The 19,430-nt window shown below is 61.4% G+C and carries 23 protein-coding genes and 3 pseudogenes; 23 read left to right on the top strand and 3 right to left on the bottom strand.

The window, feature by feature from the left end:
• Nucleotides 1–70 precede the first annotated feature (70 nt).
• From DWV58_RS00655 to rplX, 14 genes and pseudogenes are all read left to right on the top strand, one after another.
• A complete protein-coding gene (locus DWV58_RS00655) occupies nt 71–1,225 on the top strand; it encodes a cation diffusion facilitator family transporter (protein ID WP_192934459.1) in 1,155 nt (384 codons plus the stop codon).
• Nucleotides 1,226–1,264: 39 nt separating this feature from the next.
• The gene (locus DWV58_RS00650; protein WP_117775849.1) at nt 1,265–1,885 is read left to right on the top strand and encodes a histidine phosphatase family protein; all 621 of its coding nucleotides are present in this window, start codon (nt 1,265–1,267) and stop codon (nt 1,883–1,885) included.
• Nucleotides 1,886–2,344: 459 nt separating this feature from the next.
• Entirely contained in the window at nt 2,345–2,965 is a 621-nt protein-coding gene (rplC, locus tag DWV58_RS00645) for a 50S ribosomal protein L3 (protein WP_117775848.1), read from the top strand.
• Between the two features lie 46 nt (nt 2,966–3,011).
• Nucleotides 3,012–3,638 (top strand): 50S ribosomal protein L4, encoded by a 627-nt coding sequence (rplD, locus tag DWV58_RS00640; RefSeq protein ID WP_117775847.1) that lies wholly within the window; start codon nt 3,012–3,014, stop codon nt 3,636–3,638.
• On the top strand, nt 3,639–3,926 hold the full coding sequence (rplW, locus tag DWV58_RS00635; protein WP_006235033.1) for a 50S ribosomal protein L23: 288 nt from the start codon (nt 3,639–3,641) through the stop codon (nt 3,924–3,926). It begins immediately after the preceding gene.
• 179 nt (nt 3,927–4,105) lie between these two features.
• A complete protein-coding gene (gene rplB / locus DWV58_RS00630; protein WP_055250219.1) occupies nt 4,106–4,936 on the top strand; it encodes a 50S ribosomal protein L2 in 831 nt (276 codons plus the stop codon).
• A gap of 32 nt (nt 4,937–4,968) precedes the next feature.
• Nucleotides 4,969–5,229, top strand: a complete 261-nt coding sequence (rpsS, locus tag DWV58_RS00625; protein ID WP_006235035.1) for a 30S ribosomal protein S19 — start codon at nt 4,969–4,971, stop codon at nt 5,227–5,229.
• A gap of 14 nt (nt 5,230–5,243) precedes the next feature.
• The gene (gene rplV, locus DWV58_RS00620) at nt 5,244–5,615 is read left to right on the top strand and encodes a 50S ribosomal protein L22 (RefSeq protein ID WP_117775846.1); all 372 of its coding nucleotides are present in this window, start codon (nt 5,244–5,246) and stop codon (nt 5,613–5,615) included.
• Between the two features lie 6 nt (nt 5,616–5,621).
• Nucleotides 5,622–6,332 (top strand): 30S ribosomal protein S3, encoded by a 711-nt coding sequence (gene rpsC, locus DWV58_RS00615; protein ID WP_006235037.1) that lies wholly within the window; start codon nt 5,622–5,624, stop codon nt 6,330–6,332.
• Nucleotides 6,332–6,727, top strand: a pseudogene (gene rplP / locus DWV58_RS00610) (50S ribosomal protein L16); the annotation flags it as partial. The gene rpsC and the pseudogene rplP, both read left to right, overlap by 1 nt.
• A gap of 107 nt (nt 6,728–6,834) precedes the next feature.
• Nucleotides 6,835–7,050, top strand: coding sequence for a 50S ribosomal protein L29 (gene rpmC / locus DWV58_RS00605; RefSeq protein WP_006235039.1), 216 nt, complete (start codon nt 6,835–6,837; stop codon nt 7,048–7,050).
• Between the two features lie 16 nt (nt 7,051–7,066).
• Nucleotides 7,067–7,327, top strand: coding sequence for a 30S ribosomal protein S17 (rpsQ, locus tag DWV58_RS00600; protein ID WP_006235040.1), 261 nt, complete (start codon nt 7,067–7,069; stop codon nt 7,325–7,327).
• A gap of 118 nt (nt 7,328–7,445) precedes the next feature.
• Nucleotides 7,446–7,814, top strand: coding sequence for a 50S ribosomal protein L14 (gene rplN, locus DWV58_RS00595; protein ID WP_006235041.1), 369 nt, complete (start codon nt 7,446–7,448; stop codon nt 7,812–7,814).
• A gap of 13 nt (nt 7,815–7,827) precedes the next feature.
• Entirely contained in the window at nt 7,828–8,133 is a 306-nt protein-coding gene (rplX, locus tag DWV58_RS00590) for a 50S ribosomal protein L24 (protein ID WP_006235043.1), read from the top strand.
• A gap of 768 nt (nt 8,134–8,901) precedes the next feature.
• Here the strand turns inward: rplX and DWV58_RS09965 are convergent.
• Both DWV58_RS09965 and DWV58_RS09960 read right to left on the bottom strand, forming a co-directional pair.
• Nucleotides 8,902–9,003 carry an IS3 family transposase gene (locus DWV58_RS09965; protein WP_231501554.1) on the bottom strand — a complete coding sequence of 34 codons (102 nt, stop codon included), beginning with the start codon at nt 9,001–9,003 and terminating at the stop codon, nt 8,902–8,904.
• A 292-nt stretch (nt 9,004–9,295) separates the two neighbouring features.
• Nucleotides 9,296–9,403: pseudogene (locus tag DWV58_RS09960) on the bottom strand (hypothetical protein); the annotation flags it as partial.
• An 81-nt stretch (nt 9,404–9,484) separates the two neighbouring features.
• Here DWV58_RS09960 and DWV58_RS00580 point away from each other — a divergent pair.
• From DWV58_RS00580 to DWV58_RS00545, 8 genes and pseudogenes are all read left to right on the top strand, one after another.
• Nucleotides 9,485–9,676, top strand: a pseudogene (locus tag DWV58_RS00580) (5'-methylthioadenosine/adenosylhomocysteine nucleosidase); the annotation flags it as partial.
• Nucleotides 9,677–9,869: 193 nt separating this feature from the next.
• Nucleotides 9,870–12,611: a PRD domain-containing protein gene (locus DWV58_RS00575; protein WP_117775844.1), complete on the top strand. Its 2,742-nt coding sequence runs from the start codon at nt 9,870–9,872 to the stop codon at nt 12,609–12,611.
• A gap of 123 nt (nt 12,612–12,734) precedes the next feature.
• Nucleotides 12,735–13,208: a PTS sugar transporter subunit IIB gene (locus tag DWV58_RS00570; protein ID WP_089572478.1), complete on the top strand. Its 474-nt coding sequence runs from the start codon at nt 12,735–12,737 to the stop codon at nt 13,206–13,208.
• 9 nt (nt 13,209–13,217) lie between these two features.
• Nucleotides 13,218–14,003, top strand: coding sequence for a PTS sugar transporter subunit IIC (locus DWV58_RS00565; protein WP_089572477.1), 786 nt, complete (start codon nt 13,218–13,220; stop codon nt 14,001–14,003).
• Nucleotides 14,004–14,005: 2 nt separating this feature from the next.
• Nucleotides 14,006–14,839 carry a PTS system mannose/fructose/sorbose family transporter subunit IID gene (locus DWV58_RS00560; RefSeq protein ID WP_089572476.1) on the top strand — a complete coding sequence of 278 codons (834 nt, stop codon included), beginning with the start codon at nt 14,006–14,008 and terminating at the stop codon, nt 14,837–14,839.
• 26 nt (nt 14,840–14,865) lie between these two features.
• Nucleotides 14,866–15,264 (top strand): PTS sugar transporter subunit IIA, encoded by a 399-nt coding sequence (locus DWV58_RS00555; RefSeq protein ID WP_089572475.1) that lies wholly within the window; start codon nt 14,866–14,868, stop codon nt 15,262–15,264.
• A 12-nt stretch (nt 15,265–15,276) separates the two neighbouring features.
• Nucleotides 15,277–16,401: a glycoside hydrolase family 172 protein gene (locus tag DWV58_RS00550; protein WP_172676343.1), complete on the top strand. Its 1,125-nt coding sequence runs from the start codon at nt 15,277–15,279 to the stop codon at nt 16,399–16,401.
• 79 nt (nt 16,402–16,480) lie between these two features.
• Nucleotides 16,481–17,365 (top strand): ROK family protein, encoded by an 885-nt coding sequence (locus tag DWV58_RS00545; RefSeq protein WP_199569831.1) that lies wholly within the window; start codon nt 16,481–16,483, stop codon nt 17,363–17,365.
• Nucleotides 17,366–17,481: 116 nt separating this feature from the next.
• Here the strand turns inward: DWV58_RS00545 and DWV58_RS00540 are convergent, their stop codons facing one another.
• Nucleotides 17,482–17,724 carry a DegV family protein gene (locus tag DWV58_RS00540; protein WP_158564495.1) on the bottom strand — a complete coding sequence of 81 codons (243 nt, stop codon included), beginning with the start codon at nt 17,722–17,724 and terminating at the stop codon, nt 17,482–17,484.
• Nucleotides 17,725–18,348: 624 nt separating this feature from the next.
• Here DWV58_RS00540 and DWV58_RS00535 point away from each other — a divergent pair.
• Complete coding sequence (locus DWV58_RS00535) at nt 18,349–19,428, top strand: Gfo/Idh/MocA family protein (RefSeq protein WP_117775842.1); 1,080 nt, start codon at nt 18,349–18,351, stop codon at nt 19,426–19,428.
• Nucleotides 19,429–19,430 lie beyond the last annotated feature (2 nt).

Here is a 19,430-nt window from a genome sequence, read left to right as displayed (position 1 = left end):
GGACAAAGTGGCTACACTACAATCCGTTTGAGCAATAGATATATAGGTAGTACCGTGGGGACTGATGAGGATGGTCGAGTGGATTGTTCGTCGTGCGCAGGGCGACCGTGCGCGCGTGGGAACGTTGACGGGCATAGTGTGTATTCTCGCCAATGTTGCGCTTTGCGCTGCGAAGGGTGCAATTGGCGTGCTGTCGGGATCGGTTTCGATTGTGGCGGACGCTATGAACAACCTGTCTGATGCCAGCTCGAACATCGTGAGCGTGCTTGGCTTTAAGCTGGCGGGCAAGCCGGCCGACCCCGAGCATCCTTACGGACATGGCCGCTACGAGTATCTCTCGGGTCTGGTCGTGGCGGCGCTCGTGCTGCTGATTGGCGTTGAGCTGGTGAAGTCGTCGGTGGAGCGAATTGTCAACCCCGAGCCTGTCGAGTTCTCGCTTGCCCTGGTGGCGGTTCTAGTGCTTTCGATGGTCGTAAAGCTCTGGATGGCGGCCCTCAACCAAAAGCTCGGCGATCGTATTGAGTCCGAGACGCTGCATGCGACCGCTCAGGACTCAAAGAACGATGTCCTAGCTACGGGTGCTGTGCTGGCGTGCGCAATTGTTTCGCAGGTGACGCACATCAATCTTGACGCATGGGTCGGCCTTGCCGTTGGCGCCTATATTGGCTGGAGCGGCTTTGAGCTCATCCAGGATACGGTAAGCCCGCTTTTGGGCCAGGCACCCGATCCCAAGTTGGTCAAGCACATCCGAGACAAGATCATGAGCTACCCCGGCGTTTTGGGTGTTCATGACCTAATGGTTCACGATTACGGTCCGGGCAGGAAGTTTGCAAGCGCGCACGCCGAGATGGCGGCCGAGGCAAGCCCGCTGGAAAGCCACGACACGCTCGATAACATCGAGCAGTCGTTTAGGAACGAAGACGGCATGATCGTCACGCTCCATTACGACCCCATCGTGACCGACGACCCCAAAGTGGCGAGCATGCGCTTGCGCATTCACGCCATGGCTCAGGAGATTGATAGCCGCCTTTCGATTCACGACTTGCGTTGCGTACCGGGCCCCACGCACACCAATGTGATTTTTGACTGCGTGCGACCCTCGGATTTGGCGATGAACGCCGAGGACCTAAAGCGCGCGTTGGCGAAACGTGTCGAATCCGAATATCCCAAGTCGATTGCCAAGATCACGATCGACGAAGACTACGTAGGCCATACCCACGAGTAGGGCTGCGCCGGTAGAGCAAGTTATACAGAAGGGGAGAGCATGAAGCGTCTATATCTACTCCGCCACGGTCAGACAGAATTCAACGTTAAAAAGCTGGTCCAGGGCCGCTGCGATTCTCCGTTGACCGACCTCGGCCGCAAACAAGCGGGAATGGCAGCCGCATGGCTCAAAGCCCACGGCGTCGTCCCCGACAAAGTGGTCTCTTCGCCCTTAGGCCGAGCCATGGACACGGCAAGTCTCGTCGCAACCGAACTCCTCGGCCGGGATGCAGCAGTCGAGCCCTGCGAAGGCATCATCGAGCGCAGCTACGGCACCTTCGAAGAAGGCCCCCACGACGCCCTACCCACCGACGTCTGGGACCCCGGCGAGGACCTGATCCCATTTGGCGGAGAAGGAAGCCATGCCCTGCAGGAGCGCATGGTGGGCACCCTCACCAATCTCATGGGCGCCGAGGGCATCGAAACCCTCCTAGCAGTAAGCCACGGCAGCGCCAGCCGCCAATTCATCAAGGCTGCAGCCCCAGAGGGTTTCGAGCTCCCAGCAAAACTCCCCAATTGCGCCATCATGATTTTCGATTTTGATGATGCGCGAGAAGAGGACGATGCGCCCCAATGCAAGTTCACCTTGCAGCAAATTGTGGACCCCCAACAAAGTCATTAGCCTGAACGAGCAGAGTTAAGCAGACATCAACGTGGCGTTCCCAGTGTGCGGCGGAGGGGGCGGGCCTGAGACATATTAAGGTTGTCGCGAGTTCCGCACGAACAGGAGAGCACTTAATGTGCTCTCCGTCGTGAGCAGGACTGTAGAGCAGCAACCTTAATATGTCTCAGGCCCGCCCCCTCCGCCGCACACTGGGAACGTGCCACGCACTTTACCTGCGTAAACAATGTGAGTGAAATATGAATCTCGATGGATACGCCCGCAGCCGTGTATACTAAACAGCTGTGTGTAACCAGGGGAGTATTCTGGCTGGACAAAATGCCTGCTTAATAGGGTTGTCAGGTAGTCCGGGCGAAATACAAGGCTGGGGAGCACGTCGTGTAAGTAGTGGTCCTCTAGGGGCGTACGCTCGGTGGTGTACGCATTGTCCCAAGACCACGCGAGAGTTGGGATCATATCTTGATCAGCATGATTCTCGGCCGCAAGATTGGCATGACCCAGGTTTGGGACGAGAGCGATAACGTCGTTCCCGTCACGGTCATCCAGGCTGGCCCCTGCGCTGTCTCGCAGGTTAAAACTCAGGCAACCGACGGCTATGACGCCGTCCAGATCGGTTTCGGCGACATCAAGGCCAAGAACGTGAACAAGCCCATGGCTGGTCACTTCGCCAAGGCTGGCGTCGAGCCTGTCCGTTTCCTTCGTGAGGTCCGCGTTGAGAACGGCGAGGAGCACAAGGTCGGCGAGGTCGTCACCGTCGCTGATTTCGCTGATGTCGAGAAGGTCGACGTCATCGGTACCTCCAAGGGTAAGGGCTTCCAGGGTCGCATCAAGCGCTGGGGTCAGCGCCGCGGTCCTATGACGCATGGTTCTCACTTCCAGCGTCACCCCGGTTCTATCGGTCAGTGCGCCTATCCTGCGCGCGTCCTCAAGGGCGTCAAGATGGCCGGTCACATGGGTAACGAGCGCGTTACCGTCAAGAACCTTTCCGTTGTCCGCATCGATGCCGAGCAGAACCTCATCTTGGTCAAGGGCGCTGTCCCGGGTGCCAAGAATGGTCTCGTCGCCATCCGTATGGCCTAAGGGCCCAGCCCATTTAGCCCAGCGTCATACCAAGGAGAACACTTAAATGGCAAAGTTTGAAGTAAAGAACAGCGAGGGCAAGAAGGTCGCCGAGGCCGAGCTCGCCGCTGAGGTGTACGGCATCGAGCCGAACATCCACGTTATGCACCACATCGTCAAGTGCCAGATGGCCTCTTGGCGTCAGGGCACCCAGTCTGCTAAGGGTCGCTCTGAGGTTTCCGGTGGCGGCAAGAAGCCTTGGCGTCAGAAGGGCACCGGCCGTGCCCGCCAGGGTTCCATCCGTGCTGCCCAGTGGCGTCACGGTGGCGTTGTCTTCGCCCCCAAGCCCCGTTCCTACGCTAAGCGTATGAACAACAAGGAGGTCAAGCTGGCTATGCGCTCCGCGCTGTCCGCCAAGCTGGCCGATGGCGAGCTCGTGCTCGTCGACGACTACGGCTTCGAGAAGCCTTCCACCAAGGCTGCCGTCGCCATGCTCAAGGTTCTCGGCCTTGAGGGCAAGCGTCTGACCATCATCGTTCGCGACGAGGACGTCAACGCCTACCTGTCGTTCCGCAACATTCCCAAGACGTTCATCATCACTGCCGACGAGGCCAACACCTACGATCTCGTCAACAACAACGCCGTGCTGATGCCCGCCGACATCGCCGCTCACTTCGGGGAGGTGCTTGCATAAATGACCGCCCACGAGATCATCATCCGTCCGATCGTGTCCGAGCGTTCCTTCTCCGGCATGGAGCAGAACAAGTACACGTTCGAGGTCGCCAAGGATGCTAACAAGTATCAGATCAAGGACGCTGTCGAGGAGATCTTCGGCGTCAAGGTCGTTCGCGTGAACACCCTGACGGTCAAGCCTAAGACCAAGCGCGTGCGCTATGTCGCTGGCAAGACCCGTTCTTGGAAGAAGGCCATCGTCACGCTGGCCGAGGGCGACACCATCGAGGTCTTTGGCAACCAGGCCTAAGACTCGCTGCTGTTGAGTGAGCTCATGCCTCCCAAATAGGGGAGGCGAGAGCTCAAGGTTTTGGGCGTATAAAATGGACACGCCCGGAACCGTGTATACGTCCGGTGTCATCGCACCCGAGGCAGAACCTCGAATCCCTGTCTGCGATGGCTAACGGATTCCTATTGAAAGGGATTGTAATGGCTGTAAAGCACCTTAAGCCGACCTCCGCTGGTAGGCGTTGGCAGACGATCTCCGACTTCTCCGAGATCACCTGCACCAAGCCCGAGAAGTCTCTTCTCGAGCCCCTGCCCAAGAAGGCCGGTCGTAACAACAACGGCCGCATCACCACCCGCCACCAGGGCGGCGGCGTGAAGCGTCGTTACCGCGTGATCGACTTCAAGCGCAACAAGGACGGCGTGCCCGCCAAGGTTGCCACGATCGAGTACGATCCGAACCGTTCCGCTCGCATCGCTCTGCTGCACTACGCTGACGGTGAGAAGCGCTACATCCTGGCCCCCAAGGGCCTCGAGGTCGGTCAGACCATCATGTCCGGTTCTGACGCCGACATCAAGCCGGGCAACGCTCTGCCCCTCGCCGACATCCCCGTCGGTACGCTCATCCACGCCGTCGAGTTCCAGCCGGGCAAGGGCGCTGCTATCGCCCGTTCCGCCGGTAACTCCTGCCAGCTGATGGGTAAGGAGGGCAAGTACGCTATCGTCCGTATGCCTTCCTCCGAGATGCGCCGCATCCTCGTTACCTGCCGCGCCACCGTCGGTGAGGTCGGCAACGCCGATCACGCCAACATCGTCATCGGCAAGGCCGGCCGTAAGCGTCACATGAACGTGCGCCCGACCGTCCGCGGTACCGTCATGAACCCTGTCGACCACCCGCACGGCGGTGGCGAGGGCAAGAACCACACCTCTGGTCGTCCCTCTGTTACCCCCTGGGGTAAGCCGACGAAGGGCCTTCGTACGCGCAAGAAGAAGAAGGTCTCGAACCAGCACATCATTCGTCGCCGTAAGAAGTAATTTCGGATACCGAGTTTTAGGAGAAAGCACTTATGAGCAGAAGTCTCAAAAAGGGCCCGTTCGTGGAGACTCGCCTTCTCTCGCGTATCACCGCGATGAACGAGGCTGGCAAGAAGGACGTCGTGAAGACCTGGTCCCGCGCGTCCACCATCTTCCCCGAGATGGTTGGTCACACCATCGCCGTCCACGACGGCCGCAAGCATGTGCCCGTGTATGTTACCGAGTCCATGGTTGGTCACAAGCTCGGCGAGTTCGCGCCGACTCGTACGTTCCGTGGCCACAAGGCCAAATAGGGGGTTAACCGTAAATGGCAACTAAGTCTATTGAAACTGAGGCCACCGAGGTTCGCGCCGTCGCTAAGTACGTGCGTGTTTCCCCCAGCAAGGCCCGCCTGGTGGTCGATCTGATCCGCCGCAAGCCTGTCTCTCAGGCCTTCGACATCCTCCACTTCTGCGACCGCGCCGTCGCCGTGGATGTCGAGAAGGTTCTCCGTTCCGCCGTTGCGAACGCCGAGAACAACAACGGTCTGCGTGCCGACAACCTGGTTGTCGCCGCTGCCTATGTTGACGAGGGTCCGACGCTTAAGCGCATCCGTCCCCGCGCCAAGGGTTCCGCTTCTCGCATTCTGAAGCGTACTTCCCACATCACCGTCGTCGTTGCTCCTCGAAAGGAGGCGTAAAGCTGTATGGGTCAGAAAGTCTACCCCACCGGCTTCCGTCTTGGCATCACCGAGAACTGGCGCTCCCGCTGGTTCGCAGAGAAGGATTACGCTAAGACCCTCGGTAACGATCTCGAGATCCGCAAGTACCTCGAGAAGCGTCTTTCCCGCGCAGCTGTCTCCCGCGTCGAGATCGAGCGCGCTGGCGACAAGGTGAAGGTCATCATCCTCACCGCTCGCCCCGGCGTTGTCATCGGTAAGAAGGGTGCCGAGATCGATACCCTCCGCACCGAGCTCGAGAAGGTCGCTGGCGTCTCCAAGGGCCAGCTCTCCGTCGACGTTGTCGAGATCAAGCGCCCCGAGCTCGACGCCAACCTCGTTGCTCAGTCCATCGCTGAGCAGCTCGAGGGCCGCGTTGCCTTCCGTCGCGCTATGCGCAAGGCTGTCCAGTCCGCCCGCAAGGCCGGCGCTAAGGGCATCCGTATCCAGTGCTCCGGTCGTCTCGGCGGTGCCGAGATGGGCCGTCGTGAGTGGTACCGTGAGGGTCGCGTGCCTCTGCACACCCTCCGCGCCAAGATCGACTATGGCACGGCTGTCGCCAGCACCACCATGGGCGCTTGCGGCGTGAAGGTCTGGATCTACCTGGGCGAGAAGCTCCCGGGCCAGCCCGTTCCCAACCCTGCACTCGAGGGCTCTTCCCGTCCTCGTCGTCGTAACTCCGAGAGGAGGGGTCAGTAGTGCTTGCCCCTAAGCGTATTCTTCACCGCAAGGTGCAGCGTGGCTCCATGAAGGGCCAGGCCAAGGGTAATACCGAGCTGCATTTCGGCGAGTTTGGTATCCAGGCTCTCGAGGCCCATTGGATCACCAACCGTCAGATTGAGGCCGCTCGTATTGCCATGACCCGCTACATGAAGCGTGGCGGTCGTGTCTACATCACGATCTTCCCCGATAAGCCCATCACCAAGAAGCCTGCCGAGACTCGCATGGGTTCTGGTAAGGGTAACCCCGAGGAGTGGGTGGCCGTCGTCAAGCCCGGCCGCATCATGTTCGAGGTCAAGGGTGTTCCCGAGGAGGTCGCTCGCGAGGCTCTGCGTCTTGCGCAGCACAAGCTCCCCATCAAGACCAAGATTGTTGCTGCCAAGAACGCTGAGCAGCGCATCGAGAAGGAGATGGCTGAGGAGGCCGCTCTCGAGGCCAAGTGGGCTGCTGAGGACGCCGCCGCCGCCAAGGAGGAGAACTAATGAAGCCCGCAGAGATTCGTGAGCTCTCGGACGCTCAGCTCGTTGAGAAGCTGAAGGAAATGCGCGCCGAGCTCTTTAACCTTCGTTTCCAGATGGCCACCAGCCAGCTGGACAACACCGCTCGCGTAAACACCGTGAAGAAGGACATCGCTCGCGTCCTCACGGAGCAGCGCGCCCGCGAGATCGCAGCGGAGAAGTCCGCTGTCGCCGAGTAGGACCTAAGGAGAGAACATGACTGATTCGCGTAACTCGCGTAAGGTCCGTACGGGTGTCGTTACCTCCGTCTCCGGTGCCAAGACCATTGTTGTCACCATCACCGAGCGCAAGCGTCACCCCAAGTACGGCAAGATGATGACCAGCTCCAAGAAGCTGCACGCTCACGACGAGGAGTGCACGGCTGGCGTGGGCGATACCGTCCGCGTTATGGAGACCCGTCCTATGTCCAAGATGAAGCGTTGGCGCCTCATCGAGGTCGTCGAGCGCGCTAAATAAGCAGTCGCTCTTACGACTTGTACGTTTCCGAAGATGTGCGTATGTCTGGCTTGCATACCACGGGCCGTATAAAGGCTGCGCACCTCTCTTCGGTTCTTAGTTCGGAGGAACATCTACCATGATTCAGATGCAAACCATGCTGAACGTCGCCGACAACTCCGGCGCTCGCAAGATTCGCTGCATCAAGGTGCTTGGCGGTTCCAAGCGTCGTTATGCAGGCATCGGCGATGTGTTCATCGGTGCTGTCCAGGAGGCTACCCCTGGCGCCAACGTCAAGAAGAAGGACGTTGTCCGTTGCGTCGTCGTTCGCACCGTTAAGGAGATCCGCCGCAAGGATGGCTCCTACATTCGCTTTGATGAGAACGCCTGCGTTGTCATCAACAACGATGGTTCGCCCGTCGGCACCCGTATCTTCGGGCCCGTCGCTCGCGAGCTTCGTGACAAGAAGTACATGAAGATCGTCTCGCTCGCTCCCGAGACCCTGTAGTTAGGGGAGATATATGTATATCAAGAAGGGCGATAAGGTCCAGGTTCTCTCTGGTAAGGATCGCGGCAAGCAGGGCGTTGTCCTGCGTGCTCTCCCCGCCGAGAACAAGGTCGTTGTCGAGGGCGTTTCGGTCGTCAAGAAGGCCGTCAAGCCCAACGCTGCCAACCAGCAGGGCGGCATCGTTTCGCAGGAGGCTCCCATCGACGCCTCCAACGTCAATCTCGTTTGCCCCGAGTGCGGTAAGGTTACCCGCGTCGGTCACGAGAAGGACGGCAAGAATAAGCTGCGCGTCTGCAAGAAGTGCGGCCACAAGTTCTAAGCTGCCCGCAACAGTTAAGTTGCTAGCAAAGGCCCGGATGCCACGGCACCCGGGCCTTTTTCTATCCCCACTCGATGGCTTCGGTTCTGCCGTCCCGTCATTCCGGTTGCATCCAGTTTTCGGTGCCGTCTCGAATCGAGTGCCGCCAGGTGACACCCTGTCGCGTTTCGTCGGCTTCGGGGACAAAAGTCGGGACAACTCCAAAAACTATTTTCGAACTCAGGGCTTTGAGTTTTTGTTTTTGTCCCAAAGGGCGCGGCGGGATGTCTTTGGAGGCTCGATAGCGCCGAAAACGCCCGTTTTGAAACTTAAATGCCTTTTCGCGTGCAAGCCGCCAGCTGCAATAGGAAGTGAATCAACGCAGGTGGCTTTCAAGCAGTTTGCAAAACTGCAGGTCGCAGGTCTTCATTGCCAGTAGGAGAAATGAGTAGTCTCAGGTGGCTTGCCCATGAGTTGACGAACGGGATTTGAGATTACGCTGACGTCCGGAAACGCTTCGAGCACGGCGTTATGTTTTTGGGATTTGGGCGTAGCCCCTGCACCCGCGAGTGCGGGCCTTAAGCCCGCCGAGAGGGTGACGCGTCGAAAACGAAGGGGAAAGAGAGAAGGGGCCGTCCCTATCATTCAGGTTGCGACCGAAGAAAACAAGGAGACCCCCTGAGCCTGAATGATGCCCCACAGACCGCGTCCGACCGAGCTCAAGCCGAGCTTTTCCTGACGTCCGCCTTCGCGAAGATGATGGCTGGATTGGCTATGGATTGGCAACACTTATTTGGACGATTCCGGGAGGGACGGCCCCGCCTCCCTGAACTCGACCGGCGACATGTAGCCCAGCGTCGAGTGGATCCTGAAGTTGTTGTACCAGTGCACGTAATCCAAGAGCTTGGCTCGGCGCTCGCGCGTCCCTCCTCGGTCCTTCGGAGTGGCCGACGATCTCCCCGTTGCAGAGGTCGACGAGCAGGCAGACGTAGTTCCACGACGCCCCGACGCGCACGCAGGCCAAGTCGCTGCATATATGGGTGCACGGCGCCCTGCCGCCGAAGCCGCGCGCGACGACGTTCGGCACGTCGGCCTCGTTGACCGCCCCGGGGTGCACCTTGAACCTCTTCCTGCCGTATGCGCCGGCCAGGCCGTTCTCCCTCATGATGCGGCAGACGCGGCGCCGGCTGACGGTAACGCCCGACCTCCCGGGCGACGCCTTGATCTTGCGCGATCCGTTCCGGCCCTTGCTGGCGGCGTGCGCCTCCGCGGCCGCCGTCGCCCCCGACATTAAGGTCCTCAAGGGCCGCGTCGTCTCCGGCGACCAGTTCGTCTCGCCCGCGGAACAGAAGGAGCGAATCCTCGCACCTTCGGCGACCTGTGCTGCGAGATGGAGGGCTGCACCATCGCGCAGGCCGCCTATCTCAACGGCGTGCCCCTCGTCGTCGTGCGCGCCATCAGCGACAAGCCCTGCGCCGAGGGCCGGGTCGTCGACTACAACACCTTCGAGAAGAAGGCCGCCTGCGACTGCGCCCGCATCGCCGCGCGCATGGTTAAGCTTTAGGCCCGGCGCGCCGGGGCCCTTTCCAAAGCGAAGTGTCGAGCCGAAGTGTTGAGCGTCGGCCCTGAATGTTCAATGGCCGTTGTTTTCTGCCCCTCAAGTGGTGGACTTTTCCTCGGAGCTGTTGATTCCCCCACGCGCCCCCTTCCGTTCTCTGTTCTCCCCTTATACTCCTTGTACGAGGAGGTAAGAAGTCATGGACAAGACCACACAGGACAGCTTGGCAAAGAAACCCGTCGACATGAGGGACAGGATTCTCGAGCATCTCGAGGCCCTCACCTCTGCCGTCTCGCTCGACGACCTTGCCCGTCTGTCCACCTCCGACATCGCCGAGACACTCATCATCTCCAGGAGCCTGGCGAGCCAGTACCTCAACGACCTTGTTCGCGCCGGTCTTGTGGTTAAGGTGGCGGGCAGGCCTGTCCGTTATTTTCATCGCCGCGCGTTCCAGAAGCGTTTTCAGGTAAAGCTCTCTGCAAGCGAGTACGCCTCGCTCGCCGACCTCATCCAGGCGACGGGAATCGCCGATCACCGCGACTTCGCGCGTGCCGTGGGCTTCGACATGAGCCTCAGCTCCGTTGTCGAGCAGTGCAAGGCTGCGGTTCAGTACCCTCCGTTTGGCCTGCCCATCCTCTTGAGCGGCGGCGTGGGTGTCGGTAAGTCTTTCCTTTCTCGCCTTGTGTACGAGTACGGCAAGAACCAGGGCTTGCTGTCCCGCGACTCCTCCTATGTGCGCATCGACTGCGCCGGGGTCCCGGACGCCGCCTCGTTCAACGGGCTTCTTGACGAGTCGATCGCGAAAGCGCGCGGGGGTGTGGTCTTTGTCAACGGCATCGAGGCACTCTCTCCCTCTGCGATGGAGCACTGCCTTGCGACGGCCCTCGGGCTCGATGCCTCCCAGGATGCGCCGCGCGCTCGCCTCGTTCTTTCGACGACGCTATCCGCCGATGACCTGAAGGTTTCCTCGGCCTACAGCAAAATGCCCATCTGTGCCCGCGTCCCCTCACTCAAGGAGCGGACCCCCGAGGAGCGCGAGGATCTCATCTTGAGCTTCCTGCGCAGCGAGGGGTGCCGAATCGGTTCTGATGTGAAGATCAGCCGCGGCGCATACCGTTGCCTCGTGAACGCGGACTTTTCCGATAACATCGCCGGCTTGCGCGCCTGCGTGACGAACTGCTGCGCCAAAGCGTTCCTCAATCGCGAGGGCGACTACGTCGTCGTTCGCCCGTATCTTCTTCCCAGCGGGCTCCTCTCCTCCGCGCAGATCGATCAACAGCCCGACGATGGCGTTCTGATCGACGCGTCTCTGGATGCCGCCGAGAGCACAGGGCCGGTCGAGCAGGCGCTCGATGCCCTGTGCTCCCTCGATGAGCGATTCTGCGCCGGGGAGCTCTCTTTCTCCGAGCTTGTCTCGCAAGCTGTCTCCGCTGTGCGCGGCGTTGAGGATCACTTGATCTTCGACCACGGCGTCGCCTCCTCGAGGTCGCGCGCCTTCGAGCGCGTCGTGGGCGCGGTCCTTGCCGACGCAGGCTCTTCTTATGGCATCGAGCTTTCGAGGAAGGTCGCTTTTCTACTGGCCCAGGAGATTTGCCTGCAGTTGTGGCCGGGTATCGGCCTGGCTAAGCGAAAGTCTGCCTGTGCGGAGCAAATCTCCCATCTCCTCGGTGCCGTGACCTCCGAATTGCCGTTTGCCTCGAGTGTCTCCGATCAGGTCGCCGCAGACGTGGAAGGGGCGCTGGGAATCTCGCTCGATCACTTCACGAAGACGCTTCTGACGCTGTGCGTCGCATCGGAGTCTCGCGATGCGAAGGCCCTTCGGACGCTCTGCGTCATCTTGTCCCACGGCTACTCAACGGCGACGAGCATCGCCGACGCGGCGAACCGTATGCTCGGCATGCATGTGTACGAGGCTGTCGACATGCCCTACGACCAGCAGCTGAAGGACATCGTCGGTCCGCTCCAGCGCCTCGTCGACCGCCATTCCTACTGCACCGGGGTCGTGTTCCTCGTCGACATGGGCTCCTTGGAGGAGGCCTATAAGGCCCTCGAGAACGTTACCGACTCCACTATCGGCGTGGTGAACAACGTCTCTACCGGTCTTGCGCTCGAGATCGGGGTCGGGCTGCTCGGCGGCAAGTCCATCGCCGAGGTTCTTGGCGATGCGACCGCCGCGTGCGTGACGCACTGCAAGGTGATCGAGCGCGTCAACCGTGAGGACGCCATCGTCTTCTGCTCCGAGTCCGGGGTCGACGCCGCGGAGAGGATACGCCAGCTCGTCTCGCAGAGCCTCCCGCGCACCATAGGCGCGCGCCTGCTCACGAGGCCCTTCAAGCAGCTCGTCGCGAACGGGTCGAACGACGCCGTTTTCTCCGAGCACCGCGTCTGCGCCGTCATCGGCACGGGAGACCCCGGGGTCGCCTCCGTCCCCTTCGTCGCCCTCGAGGACATCATGTCGACGGCGTCCGCCTCTAAGGTTGATGCCGTGTTCGGCAGGTGGCTTGACGCTTCCGAGCTCTCTTCTTTCCACGAGAAGCTGCTCTCGAACATGACGCTGCAGAACGTCATCCGCTCCATCACCATCCTCGACCCGGAGCGGCTATTCCATGAGATCGAGAGCGCCGTGCACGAGCTTCAGCGCAGGACAGGCGAGAAGATCGGCAGCAACGCCATCATTGGGCTCTACGTTCACCTCTGCTGTCTCGTCGAGCGCCTTGTTACCAGAAACCCCATTGAGACCTACGTTGGCCAGGACCGCTTCGAGGAGGAACGCGCCGATTTCATCGAGTCCTTCAGGCAGAGCTTCTCGAGCATCTCGACGCGCTATCGCGTAGAGGTTCCCGTAAGCGAGATCGCATATGTCTTCGACTACATAAGCGTGAGCGCCGCCCCGGCGCGAGCAGAGCGCCTCGGCTCCTCGGACCTCCTGCTCGACGAGTGACCTTCCCCGCGCCGCCGCAAGCTGACCGCGCGTCCTCAATAATCCGATAACCCCTTGCCCGGCGCGAATCCGGATAGCGCCGAGGCAGTACCGAACGTAAAACTTCATTTGATAGGAGCAAACATGAGTGTTGTTATGGCACGAATCGACAATCGCCTGCTTCACGGCATCATCGTGACGCAGTGGGCCCCGGTGTCGGGCGCGACCCGAGTCATGGTCATCGACGACAAGGTCGCCGGCGACGAGGTCCTGAAGTCCACCATGAGGATGGCGCGCCCCGCGGGCATGGCCGTTTCGATCATCTCCGAGCAGACCGCGCTCAAGAACTTCGCCGCGGGCAAGTACGACCGCGAGAAGGTCTTCGTCATCGCCAAGGAGCCCGAGACGATGCTTCGCCTGGTCGAGTCGGGCGTCGAGCTCCCGTCGCTGGTCGTCGGCGGCTCGCTCGTCAAGGAGGACGGCATCCAGCTCACCCAGCGCGCCTACGCCTCCGCCGAGAACGTCCAGAGCTACAAGGCGCTCATCGCCCGTGGCGTCAAGGTGACGGCCCAGTTCGTGCCCGCCGACAAGCCCGTCTCCGTCGCAGACCTCATCTAAGGGGGAAATATGGTCAACTTCACTATCCTGCAGGTCGTCCTTTTGACCCTGCTGGCCTTCATCAAGCACGTGGACTACTACGGCATCCCGATGATCTTCGTCAATTACGCCGTTTTCTGGGGCCTCATCACCGGAGTCGTCATGGGCGACTGGAAGACCGGCCTTGTCATCGGCGGCACCATTCAGCTCATGCAGCTCGGCGTCGCGGGCTTCGGCGGCTCCTCCATTCCCGACTACGGCACGATGGCCATCATCGCCACCGCCTACGGCGTGACCCTGGGCTCCGACACGGGCCTCGCCATCGGCCTGCCGGTCGGCATGCTCGGCATCCAGCTCGACGTCGTCGCCAAGATCCTCAACGGCTTTGTCGTCGAGAAGTCCCAGAAGTTCTGCAACGAGGGTAAGTTCAATCAGATGAACGCCATCCTGTGGGTCTGCCCCGCGCTCTTCGGCCTGTGCGCCGCCCTGCCCGTCTTTGTCTCCGTGACGCTCGGCCAGCCCGCCGTCAACTGGCTCCTCGAGGTCATGCCCCAGTGGTTCCTCTCCGGCCTCACCCTCGCCGGCAAGATGCTCCCGGCCGTCGGTATCGCCATGCTGCTCCGCTACATGCCAACCGCCAAGTACTTCCAGTACCTGCTCGCCGGCTTCTTCCTCTCGGCCTTCCTGAACGTGCCCATCATCGGCGCCGCCATCGTCGGCGTTGCCCTCGCGATTGCGTTCTACCAGCGTGCCGAGAGGGACACCGAGCTCGCCGCCCACGCTTCCGCAGACGCCTTCATCGGAGAGGATGAGTAACCATGGAAAACGAGAACATCACCGCCGTCGCCGAGGGCAAGCCCTCCGGCTACAAGGTCACCAAGAAGGACCTGCGCAACGCGAACTGGCGCTGGCTCATGAGCGTGTGCACCTTCAACTACCAGACCCAGCAGGGCGCCTCAGTCGCCTACGCCCTCTCGCCGGTCCTGAGGAAGATCTACACGAACGACGAGGACTATAAGCAAGCGCTCAACAACCACTTCCGCTACTACAACACCCAGCCTTGGCTCGCCGCCATCATCCTTGGCGCCTGCGTGGCCATGGAGGAGCGCGACGGCCTAGCGGCGGCGGACGCCGTCCAAGACCTGAAGATCGGCACCATGGGACCGCTCGCCGGCGTCGGCGACTCCCTGCTCATGACCATGATCCCGACCATCATGGGCTCCATCGCCGCTTACATGGCCATCGAGGGCAACCCCGTGGGAGCCGGCATCTGGTTCGCGCTCATCCTGGCCATCTTCTGGGTCCGCATGCACGCCCTCGAGTTCGGCTACAAGCAGGGCGTGAAGCTCGTCACCGACTTCAGCGAGAAGCTTCCCAACCTCACTGCCGCCGCCTCCGTGCTCGGCCTCACCGTGGTCGGCTGCCTCATCGCCTCGGTCATCGGCGTCACCTGCCCGATTAGCTTCAGCTTCGGCGACGTCGCGATGGAGATTCAGCCGCTGCTCGACAAGATCCTGCCTGCCATGATCCCCGCCGCCATCACGGGAAGCGCGTATTACCTTCTTACCAAGAAGAACGCGAGCATGACGGCCCTCATCCTCGTGGTGATCGTCCTCGCGATGGTCGCCTCCGCCGCCGGCATCCTCGCCTAGCTTCGACCCAAGAGATTGGTGAATCAATGAGAAAGATAGTTGTGGCGAGCCATTCCCTTCTCGCCCAGGGCTTCAAGGACACCCTCGAGTTCCTTACGGGTAAGGGCGACGCCGTCAACGCCGTGTGCGCCTACGTGAACGACAACGGCGAGGGGCTCGACGCGGCGGTCGAGGCGGCTCTTTCGGGCACTGACGAGGTCGTCGTCCTCACCGACGCGTACGGCGGCAGCGTGAACCAGCGCTTTTCCCGCTTCGCCTCCGACCGGATCCACGTGATCGCGGGTGTCAACCTCCCGCTCGCCATGACGGTCGCGCTCGCGCGCCCCGACGAGAAACTCGACTTCGACGCCCTCGTCAACGAGGCGCGCCAGCAGATCATCTACGTGAACGGTGCCAGTTCCGCCGAGTGCGACGACGACGAATAGAGGAGGTCGACGATGAGAGAGTTCCTTAAGGACGTGTGGATGCACGGCGGTGAGGAAAGCCGCGCCATCACCCCCGAGAACATCACGGGCGAGAAGGGCCGCGCCGCCATGTCGGCCAGCCACCTCGGCGTCGGCCGCAAGGGCTCGTGCTGCGTGCCCCTTGAGTCCGGCGAGACCATCACGCTCGCGGACATCGAGGGCCCCGGCATCATCCGCCACATCTGGATGACCGTCCCCGACAAGACCGCCGCCGGCAGCTTCGTCATGCGTGACCTCGTGCTGCGCTTCTACTGGGACGACGAGGAGACCCCCTCGGTCGAGTGCCCTGTCGGCGACTTCTTCTGCAACGGCTTCGGTGAGCGCGCCATCGTCAACTCGATGCCCATCTGCGTGAACCCGACGGGCGGCATGAACTGCTACTTCGAGATGCCCTTCAGGAAGCACGCCAAGGTCACGCTTACGAGCGAGCACCCCGGGTTCATTAAGTACATCTTCTACACGTTCAACTACGCGCTCACCGACGTGCCGGACGACGCCATGTACTTCCACGCCCGCTTTAACCGCGAGCGCAGCACCCGCAGGGGCGTCGACTACACCGTGCTCGACGGCGTGCGCGGCAAGGGCTACTACGTCGGCACCTACATGGCCCTGTGCGCCCTGGAGCGCTATTGGTGGGGCGAGGGCGAGATGAAGTTCTTCCTCGACGGCGACGAGGAGTTCCCCACGGTCACCTCGACGGGAGCCGAGGACTACTTCGGCGGTGCCTGGGCCTTTCTCGACAGGCCGCCCCACGCGCTGCCCGAGGCGCAGTGCTTCAACACGCTGTTCGCCGGCTACCCGTACCGCTCGACGCGCGACGCCACGCGCGACCGCTTCAGCGCGGGCAAGCCGAACCCGAACCCGATGCTCGCGACCAACGACGACGCGCTGCCCAGGCACGGTCTCTACAGGTGGCACCTTCCCGACCCGATCTCGTTCAAGGAGGACCTGCGCGTGACATTCCAGGACCTCGGCAACGACGACATCAAGCTCTACGAGCGCGAGGACGACATCTCCACCGTCGCCTACTGGTACCAAAGCGAGCCGCACGCCGTGCTCGCCCCGTTTGCCGCAAGGCAGGACCGCGTGCCCAGGTAGGGTCGCCTCGAAACATGCCAACGTTATGGGCGCCCGCGGTTGACCATGGCTGCGGGCGCCCCTTTGCAAGGAGGATCACATGAGCGAAAAGCAAATGAGGCTCGGCGCCCTCGAGGCCGGCGGGACCAAGATGGTCTGTGCCGTGGTGTCCGGCGACGGCGAGGTCCTCGACCGTATGGAGACCCCGACGCTTGCGCCCGCCGAGACCGTCCCGCAGATGATCGAGTGGTTCGCCGCCCGCGATGTGGACGCGTTGGGCATCGGCGCCTTCGGCCCGACCTGCGTCGACCCCGCCGACGAGCGCTACGGCTCCATCCTGCAGACCCCCAAGCTCGCGTGGCGAGGCTATGGTCTTCGCGCCGCGTTCGCCGACGCCCTCGGGATTCCGGTGGCCTACGACACGGACGTGAACGTTGCCTGCCTCGGCGAAGTGGTCTTCGGCTGCTGCAAGGGGCTCGAGGACGCCGTCTACGTGACCATCGGCACCGGCGTGGGCGCGGGCGTCATGTGCGCGGGCAGACTCCTTCACGGCATGCTGCACCCCGAGGCCGGTCACATGCTGGTAAGGACCCGTCCCACCGAGGAGGGACGCTGCGTCTGCCCGAGCCACGCGAGCTGTCTCGAGGGGCTCGCCTCCGGCCCCGCCATCGCCGCGCGCTGGGGAAAGCCCGCGGCCGAGCTCGCGGACAACGATGAGGTGTGGGCGCTCGAGGGGGATTATCTGGGGCAGATGTGCGCGAACCTCGTGCTCATGTACTCGCCTCGCCGCATCGTCCTCGGCGGCGGCGTGATGCACCAGGAGCAGCTCTACGGCATCGTCCGCAAGAAGACCCTCGAATATCTGGGTGGCTACATCCAGACCGCCGAGCTTAAGGACATGGAGAGCTACATCTGCGCCCCGGGCTGCGGCGGCGACCAAGGAATCCTCGGCGCGGCCGAGCTGGCAAGAAGGGCGCTCGCGTAACTTGCGCTCTCTCCGCCATACAACGCGTTAAGAAAAGGCGAGCGCTTCTTGCCAATTGAGCGGCAAGAAGTGCTCGTCTTTTGCATTTGTTTTTGGGGCAGGACGCCCCGCCTCCGCTAGAGTCCCTGGACCGCCACACCCACGAGGTTTGGACCGGTGTGGACAAGAAGCGCGGGGCTGATGTCGGAGCGGACGACCTCCACCGCGTTGGCCACGCACTCGCACAGGGCCTGCTCCATGCGGTCGTAGAGGTCGGCGTGGACCGAGGTGCGGCTCGCGGCGAAGCGCACCTTGGGGTGCTTCTCGACGATGGCGGCGATGAGCTTGACCTCGGTGCGATGCGGTACTTGCACAGCCATTTCGTGTACGCGAGGCTGTTGGCTTTCTGGGCCACAGCAATCACCTTCCCCCTAGTATGATGACCTGAACAATCCTCATGCTAGGGGGAAGGTTTTTGTCGCGTAGCGGAAATTGGCCTCCACCCGCTGAGCGGGTGGCTTTCTATGCCGCGCGTGCCGCGCGGCACGGACTAAAGTCCATGAATAAGAACGAGGAAGGCCACGTCCGGCCTCCCTCGCAAAGGGTCTCTGATTACTCCCACTCATTGGGGACAGACTTAAATGAGTGCTCTTGAAATGCCGGCGCCTGGGGACGTTCTTTTTCTGTCTGCAGTTTGGAACGTTCCTTTTCTGTCGGCAGTTTGGGACGGTCCTTAGAGCTGCAGCGCGCCATGAGCGAAGGCGAAGCGGATCATCCTGTCTTTTGAGTTCTAAGCATAAGCCCCTGTCTCTGAGCAATGACCGGTTCGCATTTGTGCGTATTTGCGTGCGTGGGATTGCGTGAATATGCGTATAGATGCGCCGTTTACGGGACAAAAATGACCGTTTAGCGGTGAGATACGCAAAAACGCGCACAGACGCGCGTGTTTGTGCGAATATAGAGCTATCCGAAATGCAAGACGTTCTATGACACAGGAGGCACATATGGTAGATTCCAAGCAGGCTCCACTCGACTCCGCGGCAGCCGCAAAAGCAGCGTTCGCTTCGGTCCAGGACAAGCCATTCCCCGATGATATCTTTACGGCTCCCGAGCTTCGTTGGGCTGTGATCGGGTGCGGCGTTATCGCCAACCAGATGGCCCAGTCTCTCGCTCTTGCCGGCCGCAAGCTTGCGGGCGTCGCCAACCGTACGCTGTCCAAGGCTCAGGCTTTTGCTGAGCAGTATGGCATCGAGAAGGTCTATGAATCGGTTGAGGACCTCTACGCCGATCCGGGCATCGACGCCGTCTATATCACCACGCCGCACAACACGCATATCACCTATCTGCGTGACGCGCTGGCCGCCGGCAAGCACGTGCTCTGCGAGAAAGCCATTACCCTCAATTCCGCTGAGCTCGACGAGGCGCGTGCCATCGCCGACGAGCACAACGTCGTCCTCATGGACGCCACCACGGTGCTTCATATGCCCTTGTATCAAGAGCTGCGCCGTCGCATGGATGCCGGTGAGTTCGGCCGCATGAACCTCGCCCAGCTCAACTTTGGTAGCTACAAGGAGTACGGCGATCTGACCAATCGCTTCTACAACCGCAACCTTGCTGGCGGTGCCATGCTCGACATTGGCGTGTATGCCCTGTCCGTCATGCGCCTGTTTATGGCAAGCCAGCCCATTGAGGTCGTTTCGTTGGGCAACACCTGTGAGACCGGTGTTGACGTTGCGGGCGGCATCGTCTGCCGTAATGCCGAGCAGCAGCTGGGTGTTGTGAGCCTCACGCTCCACTCCAAGCAACCCAAGCGCTCGATTATTAGCTTCGATAAGTGCTATATCGAGGTCAACGAGTATCCGCGCGCCGATCACGCGACCATCGTGTGGACTGCAGACGGTCACCGTGAGGAGGTCCACGCTGGCACCGAGGCATACGCTCTGTGCTACGAGATGGCCGACCTGGAGAGGGCCGTTGCCGGCGATGATTCGAAGCGTGAGCTTCTGGGCTATGCTTCTGATGTTATGGAGCTTATGACCAAGCTTCGCGCCGATTGGGGAGTCGTGTACCCCGAGGAGGAGTAAGC

The sequence above is a fragment of the Collinsella sp. AF11-11 genome (assembly GCF_003465485.1).
In the GTDB taxonomy this organism is placed as follows: Bacteria; Actinomycetota; Coriobacteriia; order Coriobacteriales; family Coriobacteriaceae; genus Collinsella.
This window is presented reverse-complemented; position numbering and strand designations above follow the sequence as displayed.